At 30.7% G+C, this 21,459-nt stretch carries 15 protein-coding genes and 1 pseudogene; 6 read left to right on the forward strand and 10 right to left on the reverse strand.

Features of this window, described 5'->3' with window-relative positions; all coding sequences use genetic code 11:
* Window positions 1-56 precede the first annotated feature (56 nt).
* Complete coding sequence (locus Q7I96_08445) at window positions 57-902, forward strand: carbohydrate kinase family protein (protein ID MDO9627635.1); 846 nt, start codon at window positions 57-59, stop codon at window positions 900-902.
* 68 nt (window positions 903-970) lie between these two features.
* On the opposite strand, the gene Q7I96_08450 is transcribed toward Q7I96_08445, so the two are convergent.
* Window positions 971-1,726: a TatD family hydrolase gene (locus tag Q7I96_08450; GenBank protein MDO9627636.1), complete on the reverse strand. Its 756-nt coding sequence runs from the start codon at window positions 1,724-1,726 to the stop codon at window positions 971-973.
* 107 nt (window positions 1,727-1,833) lie between these two features.
* On the opposite strand from Q7I96_08450, the gene Q7I96_08455 reads away from it, so the two are divergent.
* Window positions 1,834-2,673, forward strand: a complete 840-nt coding sequence (locus tag Q7I96_08455; protein MDO9627637.1) for a DUF1724 domain-containing protein — start codon at window positions 1,834-1,836, stop codon at window positions 2,671-2,673.
* An 11-nt stretch (window positions 2,674-2,684) separates the two neighbouring features.
* Entirely contained in the window at window positions 2,685-3,539 is an 855-nt protein-coding gene (locus Q7I96_08460; GenBank protein MDO9627638.1) for a DUF1724 domain-containing protein, read from the forward strand.
* A gap of 124 nt (window positions 3,540-3,663) precedes the next feature.
* Here Q7I96_08460 and glyS read toward each other — a convergent pair whose 3' ends face one another.
* The 5 genes and pseudogenes from glyS to tfrB form a co-directional block, all read right to left on the reverse strand.
* Window positions 3,664-5,403, reverse strand: coding sequence for a glycine--tRNA ligase (glyS, locus tag Q7I96_08465; GenBank protein MDO9627639.1), 1,740 nt, complete (start codon window positions 5,401-5,403; stop codon window positions 3,664-3,666).
* A gap of 146 nt (window positions 5,404-5,549) precedes the next feature.
* On the reverse strand, window positions 5,550-6,146 hold the full coding sequence (gene dcd / locus Q7I96_08470) for a dCTP deaminase (protein MDO9627640.1): 597 nt from the start codon (window positions 6,144-6,146) through the stop codon (window positions 5,550-5,552).
* Window positions 6,147-6,444: 298 nt separating this feature from the next.
* Window positions 6,445-7,587: pseudogene (locus tag Q7I96_08475) on the reverse strand (DUF1512 family protein).
* A gap of 181 nt (window positions 7,588-7,768) precedes the next feature.
* Complete coding sequence (locus Q7I96_08480) at window positions 7,769-8,491, reverse strand: TrmJ/YjtD family RNA methyltransferase (GenBank protein ID MDO9627641.1); 723 nt, start codon at window positions 8,489-8,491, stop codon at window positions 7,769-7,771.
* Between the two features lie 163 nt (window positions 8,492-8,654).
* A complete protein-coding gene (gene tfrB / locus Q7I96_08485; protein ID MDO9627642.1) occupies window positions 8,655-10,211 on the reverse strand; it encodes a fumarate reductase (CoM/CoB) subunit TfrB in 1,557 nt (518 codons plus the stop codon).
* 624 nt (window positions 10,212-10,835) lie between these two features.
* On the opposite strand from tfrB, the gene iorA reads away from it, so the two are divergent.
* Window positions 10,836-12,845 carry an indolepyruvate ferredoxin oxidoreductase subunit alpha gene (gene iorA, locus Q7I96_08490; GenBank protein MDO9627643.1) on the forward strand — a complete coding sequence of 670 codons (2,010 nt, stop codon included), beginning with the start codon at window positions 10,836-10,838 and terminating at the stop codon, window positions 12,843-12,845.
* A 131-nt stretch (window positions 12,846-12,976) separates the two neighbouring features.
* The gene (locus tag Q7I96_08495; GenBank protein MDO9627644.1) at window positions 12,977-13,591 is read left to right on the forward strand and encodes an indolepyruvate oxidoreductase subunit beta; all 615 of its coding nucleotides are present in this window, start codon (window positions 12,977-12,979) and stop codon (window positions 13,589-13,591) included.
* On the opposite strand, the gene Q7I96_08500 is transcribed toward Q7I96_08495, so the two are convergent.
* From Q7I96_08500 to Q7I96_08515, 4 genes are all read right to left on the reverse strand, one after another.
* The gene (locus Q7I96_08500; GenBank protein ID MDO9627645.1) at window positions 13,588-15,846 is read right to left on the reverse strand and encodes a hypothetical protein; all 2,259 of its coding nucleotides are present in this window, start codon (window positions 15,844-15,846) and stop codon (window positions 13,588-13,590) included. The two genes, Q7I96_08495 and Q7I96_08500, sit on opposite strands and share 4 nt — an antisense overlap.
* Window positions 15,847-15,866: 20 nt before the next feature.
* Window positions 15,867-19,037, reverse strand: a complete 3,171-nt coding sequence (locus tag Q7I96_08505) for a hypothetical protein (GenBank protein MDO9627646.1) — start codon at window positions 19,035-19,037, stop codon at window positions 15,867-15,869.
* Window positions 19,038-19,100: 63 nt separating this feature from the next.
* The gene (locus Q7I96_08510) at window positions 19,101-19,532 is read right to left on the reverse strand and encodes an acetolactate synthase (protein ID MDO9627647.1); all 432 of its coding nucleotides are present in this window, start codon (window positions 19,530-19,532) and stop codon (window positions 19,101-19,103) included.
* 30 nt (window positions 19,533-19,562) lie between these two features.
* Window positions 19,563-20,864, reverse strand: coding sequence for a phenylacetate--CoA ligase (locus Q7I96_08515; protein ID MDO9627648.1), 1,302 nt, complete (start codon window positions 20,862-20,864; stop codon window positions 19,563-19,565).
* A 376-nt stretch (window positions 20,865-21,240) separates the two neighbouring features.
* On the opposite strand from Q7I96_08515, the gene Q7I96_08520 reads away from it, so the two are divergent.
* Window positions 21,241-21,459: sodium:solute symporter family protein (locus tag Q7I96_08520; protein ID MDO9627649.1), on the forward strand; the 219-nt coding region annotated here is incomplete at its 3' end.

The raw sequence follows: 21,459 nt of genomic DNA on the forward strand, positions 1-21,459 counted from the left end.
ATTTCTTTTTTATTTTGAGATCGTTTTTTTTATTTAATTAGTTTTCAGGTGTAATTTTGAAATTAGACGTTGTTTCCGTAGGCACATGCAATATGGATTTTATTTTAAAAGTTCCAAAATTTGTTGAACTTGATGGAGAAATGTATATTGAAGAAGTTAAAAAGATTCCGGGGGGTTCAGCCTTAAATTTCGCAATTAAAACCTCTTTAAATGGATTAAATTCAGGAATAATTGCTAAAATTGGAAATGACTATCATGGTGAAATCATACTTGATAAACTCTCTAAAAGAGGTATTGAGACTTCCAGGATAGAAAAAATAGATGATTCTACCGGTATGGCTTTTATTAGTGTTGATGGTAGCGGAAAAAGATCTATTTACTCATTCATGGGAGCAAATGAAAAATTAAATCTTTCTAAAGATGATTTGGACTATATAAAATCTGCTGAAATGATTTATCTTGGTGGAACGTACTGGGAAGTTGCTTATGCTGCAGCCAAACATTCTAATAAGTTATGTTTTGCACCGGGGGCCCTACTTTCTACTTTCGGATTGGATAAGCTGGAACCAGTATTAGCTAACACCGATATATTATTTTTGAATGAAAAAGAAGTTAAAATATTAACTGGCTTGGAATTAAATAAAGGAATAGATCTTTTAATTGAGAATGGTATTCCCTTAGTGGTAATAACTTTAGGGGATAAAGGTTCTATTTTACACAACAAAAAAGAAATAATTAAATGTCCTGCTAAAATTGTTCCGGTGATAGATACTACTGGGGCAGGTGATGCTTTTGCAGCAGGGTTTATATCTCAATGGCTGAAGAAAAAATCGCTAAATTCCTGTTTAAAATTTGCCACTTCATCTGCAGCAGAGTGTATTGGTAAATTAGGTGGCATTTAAATTTTTTAAAGCTGAATTTTATTATTAAATTATGGATTTTTCATTTTAAGTTATTTTTTTATAAATGTTCAAATATTAAAAAAGGCCGAAGCATTTTTTTCAGATACTTTTGCTATATCTTTTTCTTTAAAATCAGCTAATCTCATTTGGTGAACTGTCTTTGGAACAGAAAGTGGATCTGAAGGTGAAGAACTTATATCACTATTTAAAACAAATTTGTCAGTCCCATATTCTTTCAATAGATTAACTGCATCTTGGGGGGCCATTTTCCGGGGCTGTACTGTAATTCCCAGAGTGAAATCTTGATCAATAAGGTCATTTACTATATCAAAATCTATATGGTCAATTATAACAAGTTTAGGATTGATATTTTCTAAAATAATCTTTTTAGTGGTTTTTGTAACTTCTTTTTTATTTGTTCGTGGTGTATGCACAATTACTTTAGCTTTTAAATCATCTGCAATTTTCAACTGTTCAATAAAAACATTTATTTCCTCACTAGAAGTTTTTTCCAGTCCAATTTCTCCAATAGCGACCATTAAATTATTTTGAAGTAAATTTGGTAAGGCTTGAATTATAATTTCATGATTTTTTGAGATACTTCGAGGGTGCAACCCCAGGGCAACATATAATTTTAATCCGTTTTCATTAGCTCTTTTAACATCATTACTCACAAGCCTATGGAAATGATCAAGTACTACTTCGGATGTTGTCATTCTCAGAGGATCGTGGGCACAAGTAATGGCTTTATCTATTCCAGATATTGCCATTTTTTCAAAATCTTCATAAGGTCGTGTGTCTGCATGTATATGTGCATCTATCATGGTATCACCATCTTTAGTTAATGAAATCTATTTAACTGTTAATTTTCTACTAATCTTTTTAAGTAAGTAACATACAAATATAGTTATTCTATAGGGGGAACTGTTAGATGAGAAATCTTTTTGAGCTACATGATCAGATTCAAGATGACTTAAAATTCATGGTTAAATCTAAAATTAGGCTAAAAATCATGTTTAGTCTTTTAGAAGGCCCTAAATCTATGAAAGAAATAAATGAGACACATAATTTAAGTTTTGCGACCATTTCTAATAATATGAAACGTTTAGTTGAAGAAAATTTAGTTAAGAAAGTAGAAAATAAATTTGAAATAACAAGTTTTTGCAAGTTAAAGCTGGATTCTATCATTGATTTTCAGCAATCAACTACTTTTTCAAATAGGTTTGAAGATTTATTATTAGATCATGATATCAGTGGTATTCCTGATTTTCTAATTCAAGACATGGGCGTATTTTTTGATTCTGAACTTGTTCAATCAACTCCAGTGGATATTTATAAAACTCATAATACTTTTATTAATCTTTTATCTGAATCAAAAGAAATATTTGGTGTTTCCCCTATTTCACATCCAGATTACACGGTTTTATTCCAGGATTTGATTAAAACAGATGTAAATTCATGTTTGATTCTTACAGATGATATAATTAAGAGAACAGTCACTACATCTGATTTAAAAACAATAACTGGTTCTATTACTAATAAAAATCTCGAACTTCGGCGCTATTCTGGTGATTTAAATATAGCATTTACTGTGGCTGATAATTTTGTTTCATTAGGCTTTTTTAGTGATGATGGAACTTATGATCAAAATAGAGATTTAGTAAGTAAAAACAAAGATGCAATTGACTGGACAAAAAGGCTATTTGACTATTATTATCAAAGGTCAGAAAAAGTGGGAATTACTAATCTGGCAAAAATCATGGTTTCATAGGGGGAAATGAATTGTTTATAGATAATTCTCATTATTTAGAAAATCAACCTGAGGATATAAAGTTCTTGGCTGTATCCAATGTCAGAACTAAAATTCTACTTAGTTTGTATGATGGCCCTAAAAAATTGGCATATTTGAGAGATAAAACTGGAATTGCTTCTTCTACAATAATTCATGGTTTAGGACAACTTGAAAATAAGAAGTGGATAGTTCGTAGGGGAGATAATTCTTACATAACTTCCAAGGGAAAAATTATTTTATTAAATTTGATAAAGATTATGCAAAAACTGGAAACCATAAAAAAGCAACAAATTTTCTGGAAAAATCATAATTTAAATGGAATACCCCTAAAATTACAAAAAAATATACATATGCTTAGTGAATCTTACTTAGTTGAAGTAAAGCTGGATAATTTAGAAGAACCTTTTACTAAATACTTAGAACTGTTATCTAATGCTAAGAATATATGTGCGGTTTTACCAGTTTGTTTTTCAAGACATACTGATGCAATTCAAAGAATTTTAGTAAATGGAGGGTTTGTAAAATTAATTCTTGATAAAAATATTTTAAAACAATTTATAGAACAATTTAATAGTTCCGATGTGTTAAAATTTGTTAAAGTAGGTAGTTTAGAAATATGGGTAGTTCCGGTTAATTTGGAAGTTGCTTGTGTGGTATCTGAAAATTTAGCTTCTCTAGGTTTATTCTTTGAAAATGGAGTCTATGACACATCTTGTCTATTAATGGGCCATAATATATCTGCTTTAGATTGGGGAAATAGTCTTTTTCAACATTACAATAATCTTGGTGAAAAGATGGATAAAACAGCTATAAAACAGATGAATCATGGATTAAAATCTAAATAAAACTAATATGATAATTGGAATTATAAAAATTTCAATCAATTAAATGAAATAACTCCTGTAATGTAATTAATTAATATTATAAATAGATGGGTAAAAATTAAAAATAAAAATTTGATTAAAGAGCTTAAATTTTGTATAACTCTTTAGATAGGCCTTCAAATTCTTTTTTCGAAGTCAAAAGATCTGAAATAATTTCTGGAACTCTTTTCAGAGGAATTCTGTATTGTTTGGAATCATCCCTATTTCTTATAGTAACTGTTTTATCTTCCAGCGATTCGTGATCTATAGTAATGGCAAATGGGACTCCAATTTCATCTGATCTAGCATATCTCCTGCCAATAGTCCCTGAAGAGTCGTATTCTGCTATGAAACCATTAGATCTTAAAGTATCTTTTATTTCTAAGGCCATTTCTACCATTCCTTCTTTATTTAGCAAAGGAAAAACACTTACTCCTACAGGAGCAATGTCTTTGGCTAATTTGAAATAAGAACGATCTTCTTCTTCCTGGAAGGAGTGTAGTAAAAGTGAATAGATTATTCTATCTATTCCGAAAGATGGCTCAATTACATGGGGGAATATTTTTTCTCCCCTAATTACTTCGTCTACTTCTTCGAAATTCACATGTTCTGGCAGTATTTCATAAGTAGAATCCAGTTCTACTGGGAAATTACCATTTTCCTGGAATGATTTTTGAATTTTTTCAGCATCTGACTCTTCTAAGACTTTCATTAACTGGGGAGCTGCTCCTTTAAAGGCAGGACCAAATATGCTCATATTAGGTTTAGCAATACTCTTTTTAACTGATTTTGGTTCATCATATTCAATGAATACTCTTAAATCTTCACTGCTGTGTTCACTGTGTGATTTTAAATCATAATCTGTTCTGTCAGCAATACCAATTATTTCCACCCAGCCATAATTATCCGTTTGAACCTCTACATCCCAGCAATCGATTGCATAGTGAGCCATTTCGCTTGGAAGGTGCTGTCTGAATCTTAAAGCTTCATCAGGTATTCTTATTTCTCTTAAAAACTTCTGGGCCAGATAAAGCTGGTATATTAACATTTCACTGGAAACAATTTTATTATCTAGTGCTTCCTGAGCTGTGACCTTTAATGGTTCTTCGGTGGCTAACTGACAGTCTGAAGAGTACAAACTCAGTTTTTCAGCTTTTATCTGGGAAAATTTAGGGTGGGTTTTATCCTCCGGGTTTACAAAGATCTCTGCTTCGGCCTGTGTAAATTCCCTTAGTCTGATAACGCCCTGTCGTGGAGAAATTTCATTCCGATAAGCTTTACCCAGTTGAACTACACCAAATGGTAATTTATTTCTGAAAAACCTTAAAAGTCTTTTAAATGGTATAAAAATTCCTTGAGCTGTTTCAGGCCTCATATAACCTGTTTTTTTGCCCTTTGCTCCGATTAATGTTTGGAACATTAAGTTGTAACTCCAAACATGGGTGAGATGGCCTCCACACTTGGGACACATTATTTCATTTTCAGAGATAATTTCAGTAATTTTTTGATTTTCTAAACCTTCCACTTCATGCCCTATGGCCTCTTTTACCACGTGATCTGCTCGGAATACATCCATACATTCCTTACATTCAGCCATGGGATCTGTAAAATGGTCAACGTGTCCTGATGCTTTCAGAGCTTCTTCAGGCATGATGGTAGGAGATTCGATTTCATAGAATCCTTCGCCAACTACATAAAAGTCTCTCCATTTTTGCATGACGTTATTTTTTAAAACGGCACCTAATGGGCCGTAATCAACAAAACCAGATACTCCGGAGTATATTTCGAATGATGACCATAAAAATCCTCTTTTTTTGGCCACATTCATGACATTTTCATGTTTTATACTAATCATCTCCTAATGAATTTGAATTTAAGTAAATTAATAATTTTTATTTTAATAATATTTGATAATATTTAATAAATATTAATTTAATATTTTTAGCCATTAATTTTCTTAAATTGGCTTATTTTATGAGAACCATGTCTTAATCAGAGCTTATTATTCTTTAATTCGTAATCATGCTTGATTTTACTTGATTCTGGTCTGGTTTGACCCATATATTTACTATCTCTGTCTGGGTGCCCATAAGGTTTATTGGCAGGTGAAGTCATGGTTTCAAAGACTATCTGGCACACTCTTTGGCCAGGATATAGTGCTACTGGCATTTTACCAATGTTAGATATTTCTAAAGTAATTTTACCTTGGAAACCAGGGTCTATGTAACCTGCAGTTACATGCATGGTTATTCCTAATCGCCCCATGGAAGAACGACCTTCTACGCGAGCTACCAAATTATCTGGCAAACGAACAGTTTCAAAAGTTGTGGCCAGTGCAAATTCTCCAGGATGTATAATAAATGGCTGACTTTCATCAATATGAAAAGATTCCATGTAAGAATCCATGTCTGACTTATCTTTAGGGTCTATAAATGGTTTCCTAATTATTTTAAACCCCTTAAACTCACTTCCAATTCTTAAATCAACAGAAGAAGGTTGTATTTGTCTTTCAGGGTCTTCCAATGGATCAATCAATATTAAACCATCTTCTAAATATTTTTTTATATCAGTGTCACTTAGAATTGCCATTTTTTGCCCTCTTGTCTTTTGGTGTCTTTAATCATTTTATTTGAGTTTAAATAATTCAATAGAGTTTAACTATTTATTTTCTTGAATTTAAGATTAGATATTTTAATTTCATCTGTTTTATATTTTAAATGTACGAATTTTTAAAGGTGTATGGTTAATTATACTTTGAAAATATTAATTAGATAAAATCAATACTAGGAAATCAATACTAGCACTCAATTTAACGATATACTTGTTTATAAGATTTTTAAGTTATAGATGGTTAAATTGTTTATTTTTAGCTTTTTTTTTTAATTCATTAGCTTTTATTAGGTTTTTTAAATTCAATTTCAGAAATATCACTTACGATGTTGGGGATTCCAGAACTATTGCCCACTCCAATTATTAAGATGTTTGATCCTTCAGGTGAACGTATAATTGATTTTTTAAGAATATCTATTGCCATTTGGGAGCTTTCTGCAATTTCTTCACTCATTTGACTTATGGCTTCTTCAGGCTCATTTTGATGACAATGGCGTCAATTTTAATATCATTTGATGTTGTTTTTTCTTCTATTAGCCATTTTTCTATTCCTAAACCGCCTATAACGACCCCCAATCCCTTCTGCTAGCCTTCCAGTCTTTTCCCCTTCAAGCTTGGCCGTCGCATCTAAACTGATAATTCGACTTATATCATTTTTTTCAATAATTTCAGTTGCTATTTTCCCTACAGGACCCACTCTTGCGCCGGGTCCTTTAGCTCTAAGAATAATTAATTTACGACCTTTAAATTCGTGATTTGAAGAAATTATATCTCCTAAATCGTCTAAATCACTCTTCTGATTACCAGAATTAAGGTTATCAATTAATATTCCAGCAATCAGGGGTCCAATTCCATCTCAAATAGGTAAACCTTCTGAAAATGATTTAGTGCCTTCAAATTGAGCTTTAACCATTCTCATAAGTATGGAAAGACTCATTTGGAGAGATAACATAAGTTGGAGGTTGCCTGTTTTCCGGGCCAGTTCCATATTATGTTTAACCAATTTGGTTACAGCATTAAGGCCAATGGTAGCTTTTATTACCATAATTATATTTGATTTAGTTTCCTCATCGGCTTCAGGGGCGATTTCATATGCCATATCTTTGAAACGAGCTTCACCTAACTCCAGAATTTTATCAAACTTTTTTACCAGGCCTTGGGGATCTAGATTCATAGGAGGAACTATAAAAAATTCAATAAATCTGGCTACGGATTCTTCAGGATCTTTCAATGGATTTTCCTGTTTGTTGGAAATTTTTACCAGAATATCTTGGGCTTCTTTTACTATGGATTCTAACTCATTAACAGTTCTATTTATGGATGAAATCATCCTTATTCGCATAATTTTAGGTAAAAAGAATAATATGATTACAAATGCTAATATTCCTGCTAATTCTAATGGCCCCAGCCCAAATATCATTTTTAATCCCCTTTTTTAGAATATTTTAGAATATGCAATTTTGATAATGTTTTAATTTTTTATTCACAATTGATTAAACTCTAATAATTTTAATTATTATTTATTTAATCAATTTATTAATACGGTTATGTTAGTTTGAATAAAATTTATTAAAATTTTTATAATAAACTTTATAATAAAATCACTCCATTTTACCATTTATTCTTCTTAAAATACCTTTAAGAGTATGGGCTTCTCTTCCAGTAATAAACGCACGGCCTAGAATGTTTTTAAAAGTTTTAGTACCATTTTTCTTTTTGTGCGGAGGAATATCCAATTTTTCTACAACTTCTTCCATTTCTTCTATTAAATATTCCTTTTCGCTTAGAGAGGCCTCTTCTAGGCCTTCTACATTAAATTCATTTCTATTTTTGAATATCTCATAGAAAATAATGGCTGCAGCATGAGTTATATTCATAATGGGATAAATTTCATCTGTGGGAATGCTTACTACTGCATCGCAAATTTCTATTTCATCATTATATAATCCATCACCTTCTCTTCCAAATAAAAATGCTATTTTACCTTCTGTACGTATGGATTCGGCGAGTTGTTGTGGTTTTAGGGGAATACGTGATAATTTGTAACTTCCACCCGGAGTTCCAGTCGTACCTATTATAAAATCTATTTGTTTTGATGCAAGTAAATCTGGAATAGATTTGTGAATTTCAGCGTGCTCTACCAGTTCACGTGCGTGCATGGCCTGAAAATAAGCTTCTTTTTTTAGATCACATGGATTTATAAGAATTAAATTATAAAGACCAAAATTTTTCATAGTTCTGGCTAAAAAACCAATATTTCCTGGAGATTCTGGCTCTACAAATACCACGTAGATGTTATCTTTTAAAAAATCTTTTTTTTCCATTTTTATCTCCTGAAAATAACTAAAAAATAGTGAATTAATTAATGAATAATTGATATAGTTGGATTAATGGTGATTTTGGTAAAGGAGTTTATAATTCTTCAAATCCTTTTTCAATTCTTTTCATAAATCATTTCCATCAATAACTTATTTCGATTTTTTATTATCAATCCGAGCTATAAGCCATATCTAATAATTCTAGGATATTTAGAACCTTTATATGGCCTAATCCCTCTTTATTCAGAGAATCTTGGATATGTATTTGGCAGAAAGGACATATGGTAACTACTGCATCTACATCCAGCTTTCCAATCATTTTTGCTTTTTTCTCACCTAAAGCAGATGCAATTTCAGGTTTTCCAGATTTAACTCCTCCTCCAGAACCACAACACTGGTTGGGTTCATTCATTTCAATGAATTCTAAACCTTTAATTTTGCTTAATATTTTCCTGGGCTCTAAGCGAATGCCCTGACTTCTAGAAAGGTGGCAGGGGTCATGATAGGTCACTTTCATGTTAACTGGCTTAGTATTGAACATATCTAGTTTATCAACAAGGAACTCGCTGATATCCATTACATTAAATTCAGCACCGAATTTAGGGTAATCTTTCTTTAGTGTGGCCCCACATCCAGCACAGACAGTGATTATGGTATCATATTTACTCAATGCCTTTTTGTTTTGTTCTACTAGATTTTCAAGCGCATCTAGCTGCCCGGTTCTTATCATAGGCGAACCACAGCAGACCTGATTTTCAGGAACATCTACCTTAATTCCATTTTCTTGGAGAACTTTTAAAAGAGCGAAACCAATGTCTGGCATTCGATAATCTACTAGACAACCTGTAAAGAAGGCTACATTTGGTTGAGATTTAGAATCAAGAAATTTATCAGAATCTTGAGCTTTGTCGGAGTTTGATAAGGTAGTTGAATCATTTACGGCCTTTATGAAACTTTTTTCTAGAGGATCTACAGATCTACCTGTTTCCATGATTGTCTGCTTAAGTTTCTTATGAGGTTCCAGTGGCCCCACATCTTCTCTACAACCAATGGCCCTTAATTTTTCAATGGCATCTCCGGGAATGCTGATTTCTTTTGGACAAACTTCCGCACACTTTCCACAAGTGGTACAACAATAGAGTCCTTCTTCAAACCCATTCAATGCCCTATCTCCTGTGTCTCTAGGATCTAAAGCAAACTTAGATAAGGACCTCATGAAATATGGTCCTGCATATTCTGAGCTCTCTTTTATAACTGGACATGCAGATAAACAGGAGAAGCATTCAATACAACTCCTTAATTTTTTAGAATCAATACATTCATGGGCAGGGATGATTTCAGGACATGTCTTAGCTGAATCATTTGTTAAAGATTCATTTCCACACTTTTTTAGAAAAAGCCTCATTTTTTCAGCTTTTTCTTCTATTTCACTTCTATCAACAATAAGATCTTTCAGGACTGGAAAATCTAAAGGTTCTATGATAGAATCTGGCTGAATTTCAGCTTTACATGCTAAAACAATATTTCCATCCATTTTTAAAGCGCATGAACCGCACTGGCCGGCTCTACAAGAGCTTCTAAATGCAAGATTAGCACCATAATTGTCATTTATAAAATTAAGGGCGTCCAGTACCTTCATCTTTTCTTTTTCTTCTATTTCATAAGTTTCCAGATGGGAATCAGAATCTACTCCCGGATCAAATCTTAAAACCTTGATTTTTATCATTTTTATCTCCAGTTAATGCTTTAAATTAAATTAAACTTATAATTTTTTAAACTTGATATGCTATTTTTTAAAATTTATGGATATTTAGAATAATTTCTATTTAATTGCTTATTTGTAAGTAAATCGTAAAAACAGCAATATTTGATATTTATAATTAATTTTAATATCTATTTCTCAATATTTATTTTATTTAATTATTAATATCCAATTAATAATATTTTTCACTTCTTTTAGATTTAATATATTTAAAATATTGTGTAATATAGGATATAATATTTTTGAAAACTGAAATAGTTGAATTAATCAAAATATTATTTAATTATGATCAGTAAGCTAATTTCATTAAAATTAATGTTTTAGAGACATAATTGGCCTATTTTTTAATATATTAATTCAAAATTAGATTCAAATATTAATAGCATTTATATTTCAAGAAGTACAATTTTAGATAATAATAAATTAAATATGCATTTTAAAATTGAATTATAAAATTTAGGTTCAATTACTTTATGCTACCCGTTTTTTACATTAGACCATTGAAATATATTAGACATTAAATAGATTATAATTAAAATAATTGCATTATAAACTATATTTTAACTTAAAAATGATTAAGGTGATTTAATGAATCTTAAAGAGATCGTCCAAGGTAAATCCGGAGAAAAACTGTTTTTGCTGGGTAATGAAGCCGCGGTAAGGGGAGCATTGGAGGCAGGAATTTCATTAGCTGCCACTTATCCAGGTACTCCTTCTTCAGAAATTGGGGATGTATTTTCAAAAATAGCAAATGATGCCGGTGTTTACTTTGAATTTTCTATCAATGAAAAAGTGGCCATGGAAGTCGCTGCGGCTGCTGCAGCTTCAGGTGTCCGCTCATTTACTTTCATGAAACATGTTGGTCTAAATGTGGCCTCTGACTCATTTATGAGTGTGGTCTATACTGGGGTTCGGGGAGGAATGATTATTCTCTCTGCAGATGATCCATCCATGTTTTCATCTCAAAATGAACAGGACAATCGTCACTATGCTCGACTGGCTAACTTACCTGTATTGGAGCCTTCTAATCCTCAAGAAGTCAAAGACTTTATGAAATACGGTTATACAATTTCAGAAGAGTTTCAAATTCCTATTTTGCTAAGGACTACTACTCGGGTTTCCCATATGAGGGGAATTGTAGAATTAGAAGGTATTCCACAATCTAAAAGAAAGAATAATGAAATTAAGGGATCGAATAATTCTAATTCTAAAGGATTTTTCCATAAAAATCCATCACAGTTTGTGCCTGTCCCGGCAACGGCCAGAATCATGCACAAAGACTTAGTGGAGAAAATGGAAAACATTTTAGAAGTTTCCAACAGTTCTGATTTGAATATAATTTATTATAATGGACAAGTGATTAAAGAAGACTCAGATTCAAATTTAGATCTAGATTTTGACTTTAAGGGAGCAAATTTAGGCATAGTTGCTAGTGGCAGTGCATTCAATTATGCTTTTGATGTAGTTGAAGAAATGGGCCTCAATATTCCTTTATTAAAACTTGGATTTACTTATCCTTTTCCTAAAGATATTATCTTAAAATTTGCTCAGAACCTGGATAAATTGCTGGTTGTTGAAGAAGTCGATCCTATAATGGAAAATGAGATATTAAAGATTTTAGGTGCTGAAGGACTTTGTAAAAAGGTTCATGGAAAGCTGGATGATTCATTACCTCTCATTTATGAATTTAATCAGGATATTGTTAAAGAAACACTAAATAAAGTTTTAAATTTGACTGAAAGTCAAAGCGAAGCTCAAGATTCTAATTTAGAAACCAATAAAAATAAAGTTTTAGATGATTTAGCACTCCCTAATAGGCCACCTACGCTCTGTCCAGGGTGTCCTCATCGAGCAGTATATTATTCCATTAGAAAGGCCCGTGAAAATCTTAATATAAATGAGGAAGATTTAATTTTCCCTACAGATATTGGATGTTATACTTTAGGAATTGAATCTCCTTACAAAGCGGCAGATTACCTTTTAGCCATGGGTTCCAGTATTGGTACTAGTTGTGGGTTTTCAAAAGCTACTAATCAGAATATTGTCTGTTTTATTGGTGATTCTACCTTTTTCCATTCTGGAATCCCGCCACTCATTAATGCAGTTCATAATAAGCACAATTTTGTGCTAACGGTTCTGGATAATCGTACTACGGCCATGACTGGCGGCCAACCTCACCCTGGATTGCCTATTGATGGAATGGGTGACGCAGCACCGGAAATTTCCATAGAAAACATGGTCAAGGCTACTGGAGCTGAATTTGTAGAGACTATTAATCCTTTGAGCATTAAAAAGACGGTGGATACCTTTGAGCGAGCATTAAAATATGATGGTGTGGCAGTAATCATTTCCAGATATCCTTGTGTTTTGATAAAGAATAAAGAAACTTCTAAAAAGGAAACTAAAAAAGCAGTAATGGCAGTTGATTCTGAAAAATGCAGCCAATGTATGGGATGTATTTCTAAAATGGCCTGCCCAGCGATCTATGAGACTGAGGCCTCCGGGGAGCAATCCATAGAAATTGATGCCATGGCCTGTAAGGGATGCACAGTTTGTGTCCAAATGTGTCCAGAAAAAGCTATTAGAGTCCGGAAGTGATTTTCATGGAAAAATGTAACTGTAATAATAAATTAAACAGTGATCAGTGTGGTAAATCCGAGTTTAAAAATGATAATATTAATAACTCCCTCAATTACAAATCCCTCAATAAATTCCGGGATTCAAAGGGCATATTAAATTCTTCAACTTATGAATCATCATATAATATTTATATCTGTGGCGTAGGTGGCCAGGGAATTATAAAAACATCAATTGTCATTGGTGAAGCAGCTATTGCTGGAGAAAATGGTGTGGTAATGAGTGAGATCCATGGAATGGCCCAGAGAGGAGGGGTTGTTTCCACAGAACTTAAAATTGGCAATTCAAAAAGTTCTATCATTGAGGAAGGCAAAGCTGATCTTTTACTGGCATTTGAACCTTTGGAAGCTGTTCGTGCAGCACCCAAAGCTAATAAAAACACAGCTATAATTTTTAATACATCTTCTATAATGCCTTTTAATATATCTGCCAGTGAAAATCCTTATCCTGAACTTTCGGATATAATTGAGAACCTGGAGTCTAAATCAAATCATGTTTTTGCTATTGATGCAGAAAAGATTGCCAAGAAAGCCGGCCATATTCTTTCTTTGAATATGGTGATGTTGGGGGCGGCCACGGCAGTGGATGGATTTCCACTAAAAAAAGAATTGATACTGGAATCTATGAGAAACAATTTGCCTGAAAAAAGCATGCCTATTAATATGAGGGCTTTTGAAGATGGATTTGACTTTGTTGATAAATTTTAGGAAATTAAATCTTTTTTATTAAATACCTCAAATTTAACTTCATTTCCTAATATTTTTTCAAATTTTTTAATAGTACCTTCAGACCATCCTTTTTCATCAAAAGTACTAAATATTATTTTATCTGCTCCAATTTCTTGATAAATCTCTTTATATTTTTCTATTTCAACATCTTCAAGTTTATTATCTATTTTACATTCTCCAACAATGATTTTTCCATCGGATATGCAGCAAATATCAATTTCCCTATATTGATTATCAGGAAGTTCTTTTTTTCTAATTTCGATTTCATTTGTGTATAAAAAACTTTCACTACTTAACTCCTTTAGTTTATATAAAGTTAAAATAGGAACAATCATGCTATTGGAATATCCTTGATAAATCGATTCATCCAATTTATAGAACCATTCTGGTTCAATGGGGTTTTGCCTAGCTAAGTGTTTAGAGTCGTAATATTGAATTTTTCTACATCTTCTGCATTTAAATTTGATATCAACATCTTCAATGTCATACCAGCCAGTATATTTGCATTTTTCACATTTAAAAATGAATCCTCTGTGTAAAATATCTTTTTTAATAAAATCATTTATTATTTGATCTACTTCATCACCAATGATATTTCTAATAGATTTTGAACTTAAGTACATTCTACAATCATCTTTTAAGAATATTCCATCTTCTGGAGATTCAGGGTTCTTTTTTTCAATGAAAGTATTAAAAAGAATTTGATATTTCTCTTCTTTTAAAAATTTAGTTAATTTTACTAATGATCCAAACTTTTCAGTACTTTCTCTTTCATAATTACCTTTGTCGGAGGTAATAACAATATACTCTAAATCATCAAATACCTTTTTGAAGATCTCAAATGCACTTAATAATTTAATATATGGTTTAGCAACGTATTTTTCTATACGTTCACCAAATGTCGCAGTAAATGGACAAAAATATGCAATACCATTTTCCGAGATCCTTATTTCATTGTTAGAGTATAGTCTTGATTCGATTGAATCGCTTAAATTGGATAATGGTGGAAGTTTATAGTTTTCAATATTAAATTCTGTTATCCAATAATGCTTATCAAAACTTCGATGATTAAAATTTCTTGGAAGAGGCGTTTTAATGGGATTCATATTTTTTGAATCAATAAACTGTTCCATATAACAATTTGACTCATTATCATATTCTAAAACACGTTGAATGTAGGGTAGTAGGGATTTAACATTTTTTGAAATAGAAACAGACTTTTCAATTGTTTTTAATGAATGAATTGATTCTATTAATTTTTTTATTTTATGTTTAGACTTTGAGATACTTGTAAAAACAATTTTTTTATCTGAATGACCATGATTAATCCTTTTTTCGAGCTCCCAAGATAAATATGAGTTAAATGAGGTCATTTTGAGACCCAAATGTTTCCCAGCATGATTATTTTTTTTTCGAGCAATCAATGAATCTTTAATTAATGAAAAAGGAGCCCAAAAAACGTCTTTCCTTAGACTAGATAAGTTATAATATAAACAAAAATCATTTATAGAATCTCCTATAACTGTTATCACTGGCGCTTTTCGAATTTTATCTGAATCGCTAATTTTATGATACGATTCGAGTTTTAACATGGAATAATAAAAAGGATAATCAGTTTTTGGTTCTTCATTCCAAACCCATTTTAAATAATCATGTAAATTTTTTTCACTAAAATCGTTATCTTGAATCTTAATATCTATTTCTTCTATTTTTTTAGTGTAATCATCTGATATTTTTCCTAGAACGGAATGTACTAATAATTTCATATAATTTGGACATTCTGCAATGGGTAAGTTAATAATTGGATTATAAATGGTTTCACTTTTGAGATTTTCTGCAAAGGGAATAATATCTGGTAAAAATGTCAAAGGCCAACTTGAATTGAAAAAATAATTCATAATCGGATCGTTGTCAGTTCGATCAAAAAAAGGATTTAATCTTTTCAAAAGTTCTTCTTTCAATTCATCTGATATTTTGTTAATAGTTCCGTTTTTAGTATTGTAAATACAAATGTAATCTGGATCAAATTTTTCAAGTAAAATCCAGAATTCTTCAAGTATTGTTTTTCCATCTGTAGGAACGATGAAGTTTTTTTGCCCACCCCAAATCTCACTAAAGACTTCAATTATTTCTAAACATTTTTCCTGCCATCCATGACCTTTATGGACAAGAACTGCTACCTTGCCGGGTCTAAGATTGGTGCATATTTTTTTTATCTCAAAAGATTTTTCCATTCTTATTCCTCAGTTTAATATCAATTATCTTTACTAAAATCAATGAAATAGCCTTCAAAACCTTCTTCTTTCACGAATTCGAATTTTTCATAAATTTCTATCAATACTTTTTCTTCAAGATATTTTCTTTGTTCTTCATCATTTCCAATATCTTTTAACCAATCAATAGAAGCAGTTAAATATTCTTTCATTAAGCTTTTATCATCAGAAAAAGCCCTAATATTCATGTAGAACATGCTTCTCATAAATTTTTGATCTTCCAATTTGTTTAGAGGATAATATTGTGTTAATTTTCCAAATTTGGACTTATTTAATATTATTAAACTATCATTTTGCGCATTAAAAACTCTAAAAACAGGTATATTATTCTCATTAGATTTATGATATCCTTTAAATCCTTTCATCTTATTTAAATCTAATTTTGGAACTTTATTATCATATTTTCCAAAAAAGTTTTTGGATTTCATAATGAATTCACTTGAATTGAAACCTGTAACTATTATAATTATGTCCGATGAACTAATTTTTTCCAAAGTTTTTTTAAACATCTTTTTTTCAATTTTTTTACAATTATTTAGGATATTTTCTAAAATGGATGATTCTTCTCCACGAGCTAAATTATTACCATATCTAATTCCAGAATTTGGATAATTAACATACCAATCATCGAAGAATACTGATTTATCATCCATTTGTATTAGCCCAATTTTTATATTATTTTGTGAAACTTCTTTTATTTTATTTTCATATAGATTGAAATGTTCAAAAATATTTCTAAGAATTATTACTTCATTAAATCTTTTTAAAACATCTTTTCTGAATTTATCTATTTTATTTTGATCTAATTTACCTTCTCTCATCTTTCTCTTTTCTATTTCTTCCCATATGGTCACATATTCATTTAAAATTTCTTTAAAATTTTTTATTTGATTAATTTCATCTGAAATTAATATGGATTTCCATTTGTCCCGATTTTTAGGAATATTGTCTAAAAATTTAATAAATCTGTTATTTTTTGCTAAAAGATACATATCATGATTGTATTTTTCATTAGAAAACTTCAAATCACTTTTTTTTAGTTTTTTATTATTTAATAATTGAAGTGACCTAATCAAATAAAACTTTTCTAATTTGCCCATTGTATCAATAACTATTACTTCCCCTTCTGGATATGATTCCCACCGATCCCAATTCCAAAAATCGTCTGCTTCAAGTGTATGTGCTGATAGAAATACTTCGGTAAAATCTAAAAAGTTTTCAGGTAATGAATTGATTATTTCTAAATAAAATTCTTTAAGATAATTCTGTTGCTGATATTTACCAAATATCCAAGTTGCTAAACCAAAAATCATCTGATTTTTTCTTTCATTTAATTCAGTTATGATATTTTCAAGTTCTTTTTTATTTTTGAGTTGCATTTCAAGATTTATTTTTTCATCTGGATCTCCACCGTAATCTTTGATCCATTGTAACTCCCATTCTACGTCTTCTAAATCCATATAATCATTTAACGGATCAAAATGAGTAAATAATTTATTGAAAACAGAATTAAATGTTTTAAATGTTTTTAAGTCATTTACTTTTATAGATTTTTCTAAAAGATATTGAAATATTATATAAATATATATTGCAAAGTTTTTTAAAGAAATTAATTCGTTTTCTTTCTTGTCAAGCTCTTCTAACTTCATTTCTACTATTTGCGAAGTTTCTTTCAAATATCTCCAGGATCTATCAATCATAAAGGATTTCAAATCATCAGGTTTTTGTTTAGAATTCATATACAGTGGAATAACAAAACTAATAAATTCTTGAAAAAAGTAATGGTCATTTAAATCTAAAGCTTTATTGGCGATTAAAATTGGTAAATATCCTACTTTCCGTATAATTTCCTGATTATCAGAATCCATAGCTGTATTGAAAATATATCTTATATCTTCAGAAAGCCATCTAACTTCATTCCACCCTCCAAATAATGCATTTCTTTCTTTTTGGGCTTGTTCAAAATTATAATTGCTTCCATACTTATTTAGTAAATTTATGAAAGTTTCTTCTAATTTAGGATAAATTTTATATGCTTCATCTATTTTGCTTAAATTTTCATTTTTTATAGCGCTAATGAACTGTTCTTTCCAGTCATTTAGCTCTAATTTTATTTCTTCTGAGAAATTCTCGTCTTCACTTTTTATAATAAAAATATCATTTATTCTTTTTTTAAGACTTTCTAGAATTTTTTCATCTTTAATAATTGATTTTTCAACACAAATTAGAACATCATCATCATTTACAGCGGATTTATATCCTTTTAATAGAAAACGATTATTATTCTGTTTGTACCTTTTGGGTTCTTTTATAGAATTTTTATCTAAATTATCATTCTCAGAGTTGATAACTGGCTCATTGTCATAATAGCTATAACCATTTTGCTTTGACTCACGTTCAACTTCTTCAGAAAAATATCTTAATTTAGTTAAATTAATATCTTGAATAATGCCTTCTTTATAAGAATAGAAATCATGATATTGGTGCTTATTTTTTATTATTAGTGGATTATACTCAATTTCGAAATCTTCAATTTTTTCTAATAATATATTATTGCCTAAACGTTCATCAATAGCTAATTCTATGCTTCTTTCAAATAAATCAGTTACTAATTTTATATTTTCGTTAAAGAACTTGTTTTTACTTAATAAAATTTTGAATAAACTGTACAATGAATTGATTGTGAGAATTCCAATAAATATTATAAAAATTGCTATTATGGCGTTTGATCCGTTTAAAATGAAATTAAAGAAACAAAAAATAGTTAAAACTACTATTGGATATAGTTTACTCTCTTTTAACAGTACTCGTGCTTCTTTATGGTTTTTATTGAACTGTTGAGCCACGAAAATAAGTAGTGCAAAAATTAGGGCAGATATTCCTGCAACTATTGCAACCAAGTTTTCGCTGTTTATCCATTTAACACTTGGAAAAATATCTAACGGAATGTGTGAAATTACGATAAATGAAATAGAAAAAATAATTAATATTGCAGCAGAATACTTGGATGGCCAATAAATTTGTTCCAATTGTATTTTTAATAATTCCTGCCATTCAAGTAATGATCCATGTTCTTTAATCAATGACTTTAATGATTCTTGACTATTAATGTTTTTATTAAACAGTTCAGTTATATTATTCAAAAAATCCATGATATTGAATTATTTATCATTAGTTATTAATTTTTATGATTTAATTCTCAAAAAATAAATAAATTAAAGTTTGTTAACGTCTTCGGCAGACATTATGTTAATGTTTGACTCTTCTAAAGCAGCAATACCTTCATCTATATTTTCGGTTTTTATTACTACAATGGCCTTATCCTCATTTTTCTCTACAAACGCGTAAAGGTATTCCACATTAATCTGGGAATCGTATAAAATGCTCAATATGCTGTCCAGGCCTCCTGGTTGGTCTGGGACTTCCACAGCAATTACTTCATTAACTTTAACCACAAAATTATTTTCTTCCAGCTTTTCCTGAGCTTTTTCTGGTTCAGGAACTATTAATCGCAGAATACCAAATTCAGAGGTGTCTGCGATGGAAAGAGCCCTTATATTGATATTGTTCTGGGAAAGAATGTTTATGGCTTTTTTTAACCTACCTTCTTTATTCTCAAGAAATATAGAAATCTGTTTTAATTTCATTTAATCCCCTCTTTAATTTTAAATAAATATTTAGTCAAAATTTCGTTTATCTATAACTCGTACTGCTTTTCCTTCACTTCTTGGTAGGCTTTCTGGCTCTACTAGGCTGATATTAACTCTTAAACCAATTTCGCTGTGTATATAATACTCTATCATCTTTTTTACTTCTTCTATATGTTTCACTTCATCCGAAAATAGGGTGGGTGAGGCCTCTACCTGAACTTCTAATTCATCTAAGTGTTTTGGCCTAGTCACAATAATTTGATATTGGGGGTGTAAGCCTTCTATTTTGAGCAAAGCCTTTTCTATTTGTGATGGGAATACAATAACGCCCCTAATTTTTAGCATATCATCTGTACGGCCAGTAATTCTGTCCATTCTTACTTGAGTACGACCACAATCACATTTTTCTTTTTTTAGAGCAGTTATGTCCTTAGTTCTAAAACGAAGAATGGGCATACCGTCTCTGGTTAAGGTTGTTAAAACTAGTTCGCCTTTTTCTCCTTCATCAAGTGTTTCCTGCGTTTTAGGGTCTATTATTTCTGGGTAAAAATGATCTTCAAAAATATGCAGTCCATTTTTTGCTTCGCATTCCTGGGCCACCCCAGGGCCGATAATTTCGGTTAGCCCGTAAATATTCAAAGCACTAAGGCCTAAACGATCTTCTATAGCTTTTCTCATCTCTTCAGTCCACATCTCGGCCCCAAAGACTCCTGCTTTTAAATTTAGATCTTTAATGTCCACACCATTTTTTTCCAGAACTTCGGCCAGATACAGTGCATAAGAGGGTGTGCAGGTTATTATGCTGGTTTGAAAGTCTTGCATAATTTCTATCTGTCTTTGAGTGTTTCCAGCAGATATGGGAATAACTGTTGCTCCAATGGTTTGTGTTCCATAGTGAACACCTAATCCTCCAGTGAAAAGCCCGTAACCATAACAATTTTGTATTTTGTCTTTCCTACTAGCGCCGGCCATAGTAAGGGCCCTTCCCATAACCTCCCCCCATATTTCCAAGTCTTTTTGGGTGTATCCGGATACAGTTGGCTTACCTGTTGTTCCAGAAGAGGTGTGAACTTCTATTATTTCTTCTTCAGGAACTGCAAACATTCCAAATGGATAGGCATCCCTTAAATCAGTTTTAGTGGTAAATGGTAATTTTTCAATGTCTTTTAGAGTTTGAATATCCTCTGGCTTGATATTCAATTTATCAAAACGATTTCTGTAATAAGGAACATTTTCATAGGCCCTTTTTACCACTTCTTTTAATTTTTTTAATTGTAAATCTTCTTTTTCTTCATCGGACATGCATTCGGCTTCTTTGTTCCATATCATGTTATCCCTGTGCTTATTTTTTCTGGATCCAACTGATTAGTGAATTGGTATGAATTTAATACAATATTTTTCTTAAATATTTCTCAAATTATTTATTATTAATTTGAATTAATTTAAATTCTAAATTTTTATTATTAAATATCATATTTACTTATTTATAATTAAATTTATTAATCTTCAAAAAAAAAACACATTTGGGAATTTTTAAATAATATAATTGTTTAGATAGTAATAAATTTTTAATAATTACTTTTGTAATTATAATTCTTGGAGATTGAAATGGAGGCTACATTAAATGAGTATAAAAGAGCAATAAAATATTAATTTGAAATATATAGATTAAATTTTAAATCATTTTAATGGGGTTTTGTGAAATATGAATGTATTATTATTATCAATTATTATTTTGGTATATATGATTATAATTGGCTACACGGGTTATGTGGCTTGGAAGCGGACTAAAACTGCTGAAGATTTCATGGTTGCCGGCCGTACCACTCACCCGTATATTATGGCCATGAGTTATGGTGCTACATTTATTAGTACTGCGGCTATTGTTGGTTTTGGAGGTATAGCTGGACTTTATGGGATGGGA

This window comes from Methanobacteriaceae archaeon (assembly GCA_030656015.1).
Lineage (GTDB): Archaea > Methanobacteriota > Methanobacteria > Methanobacteriales > Methanobacteriaceae > UBA349.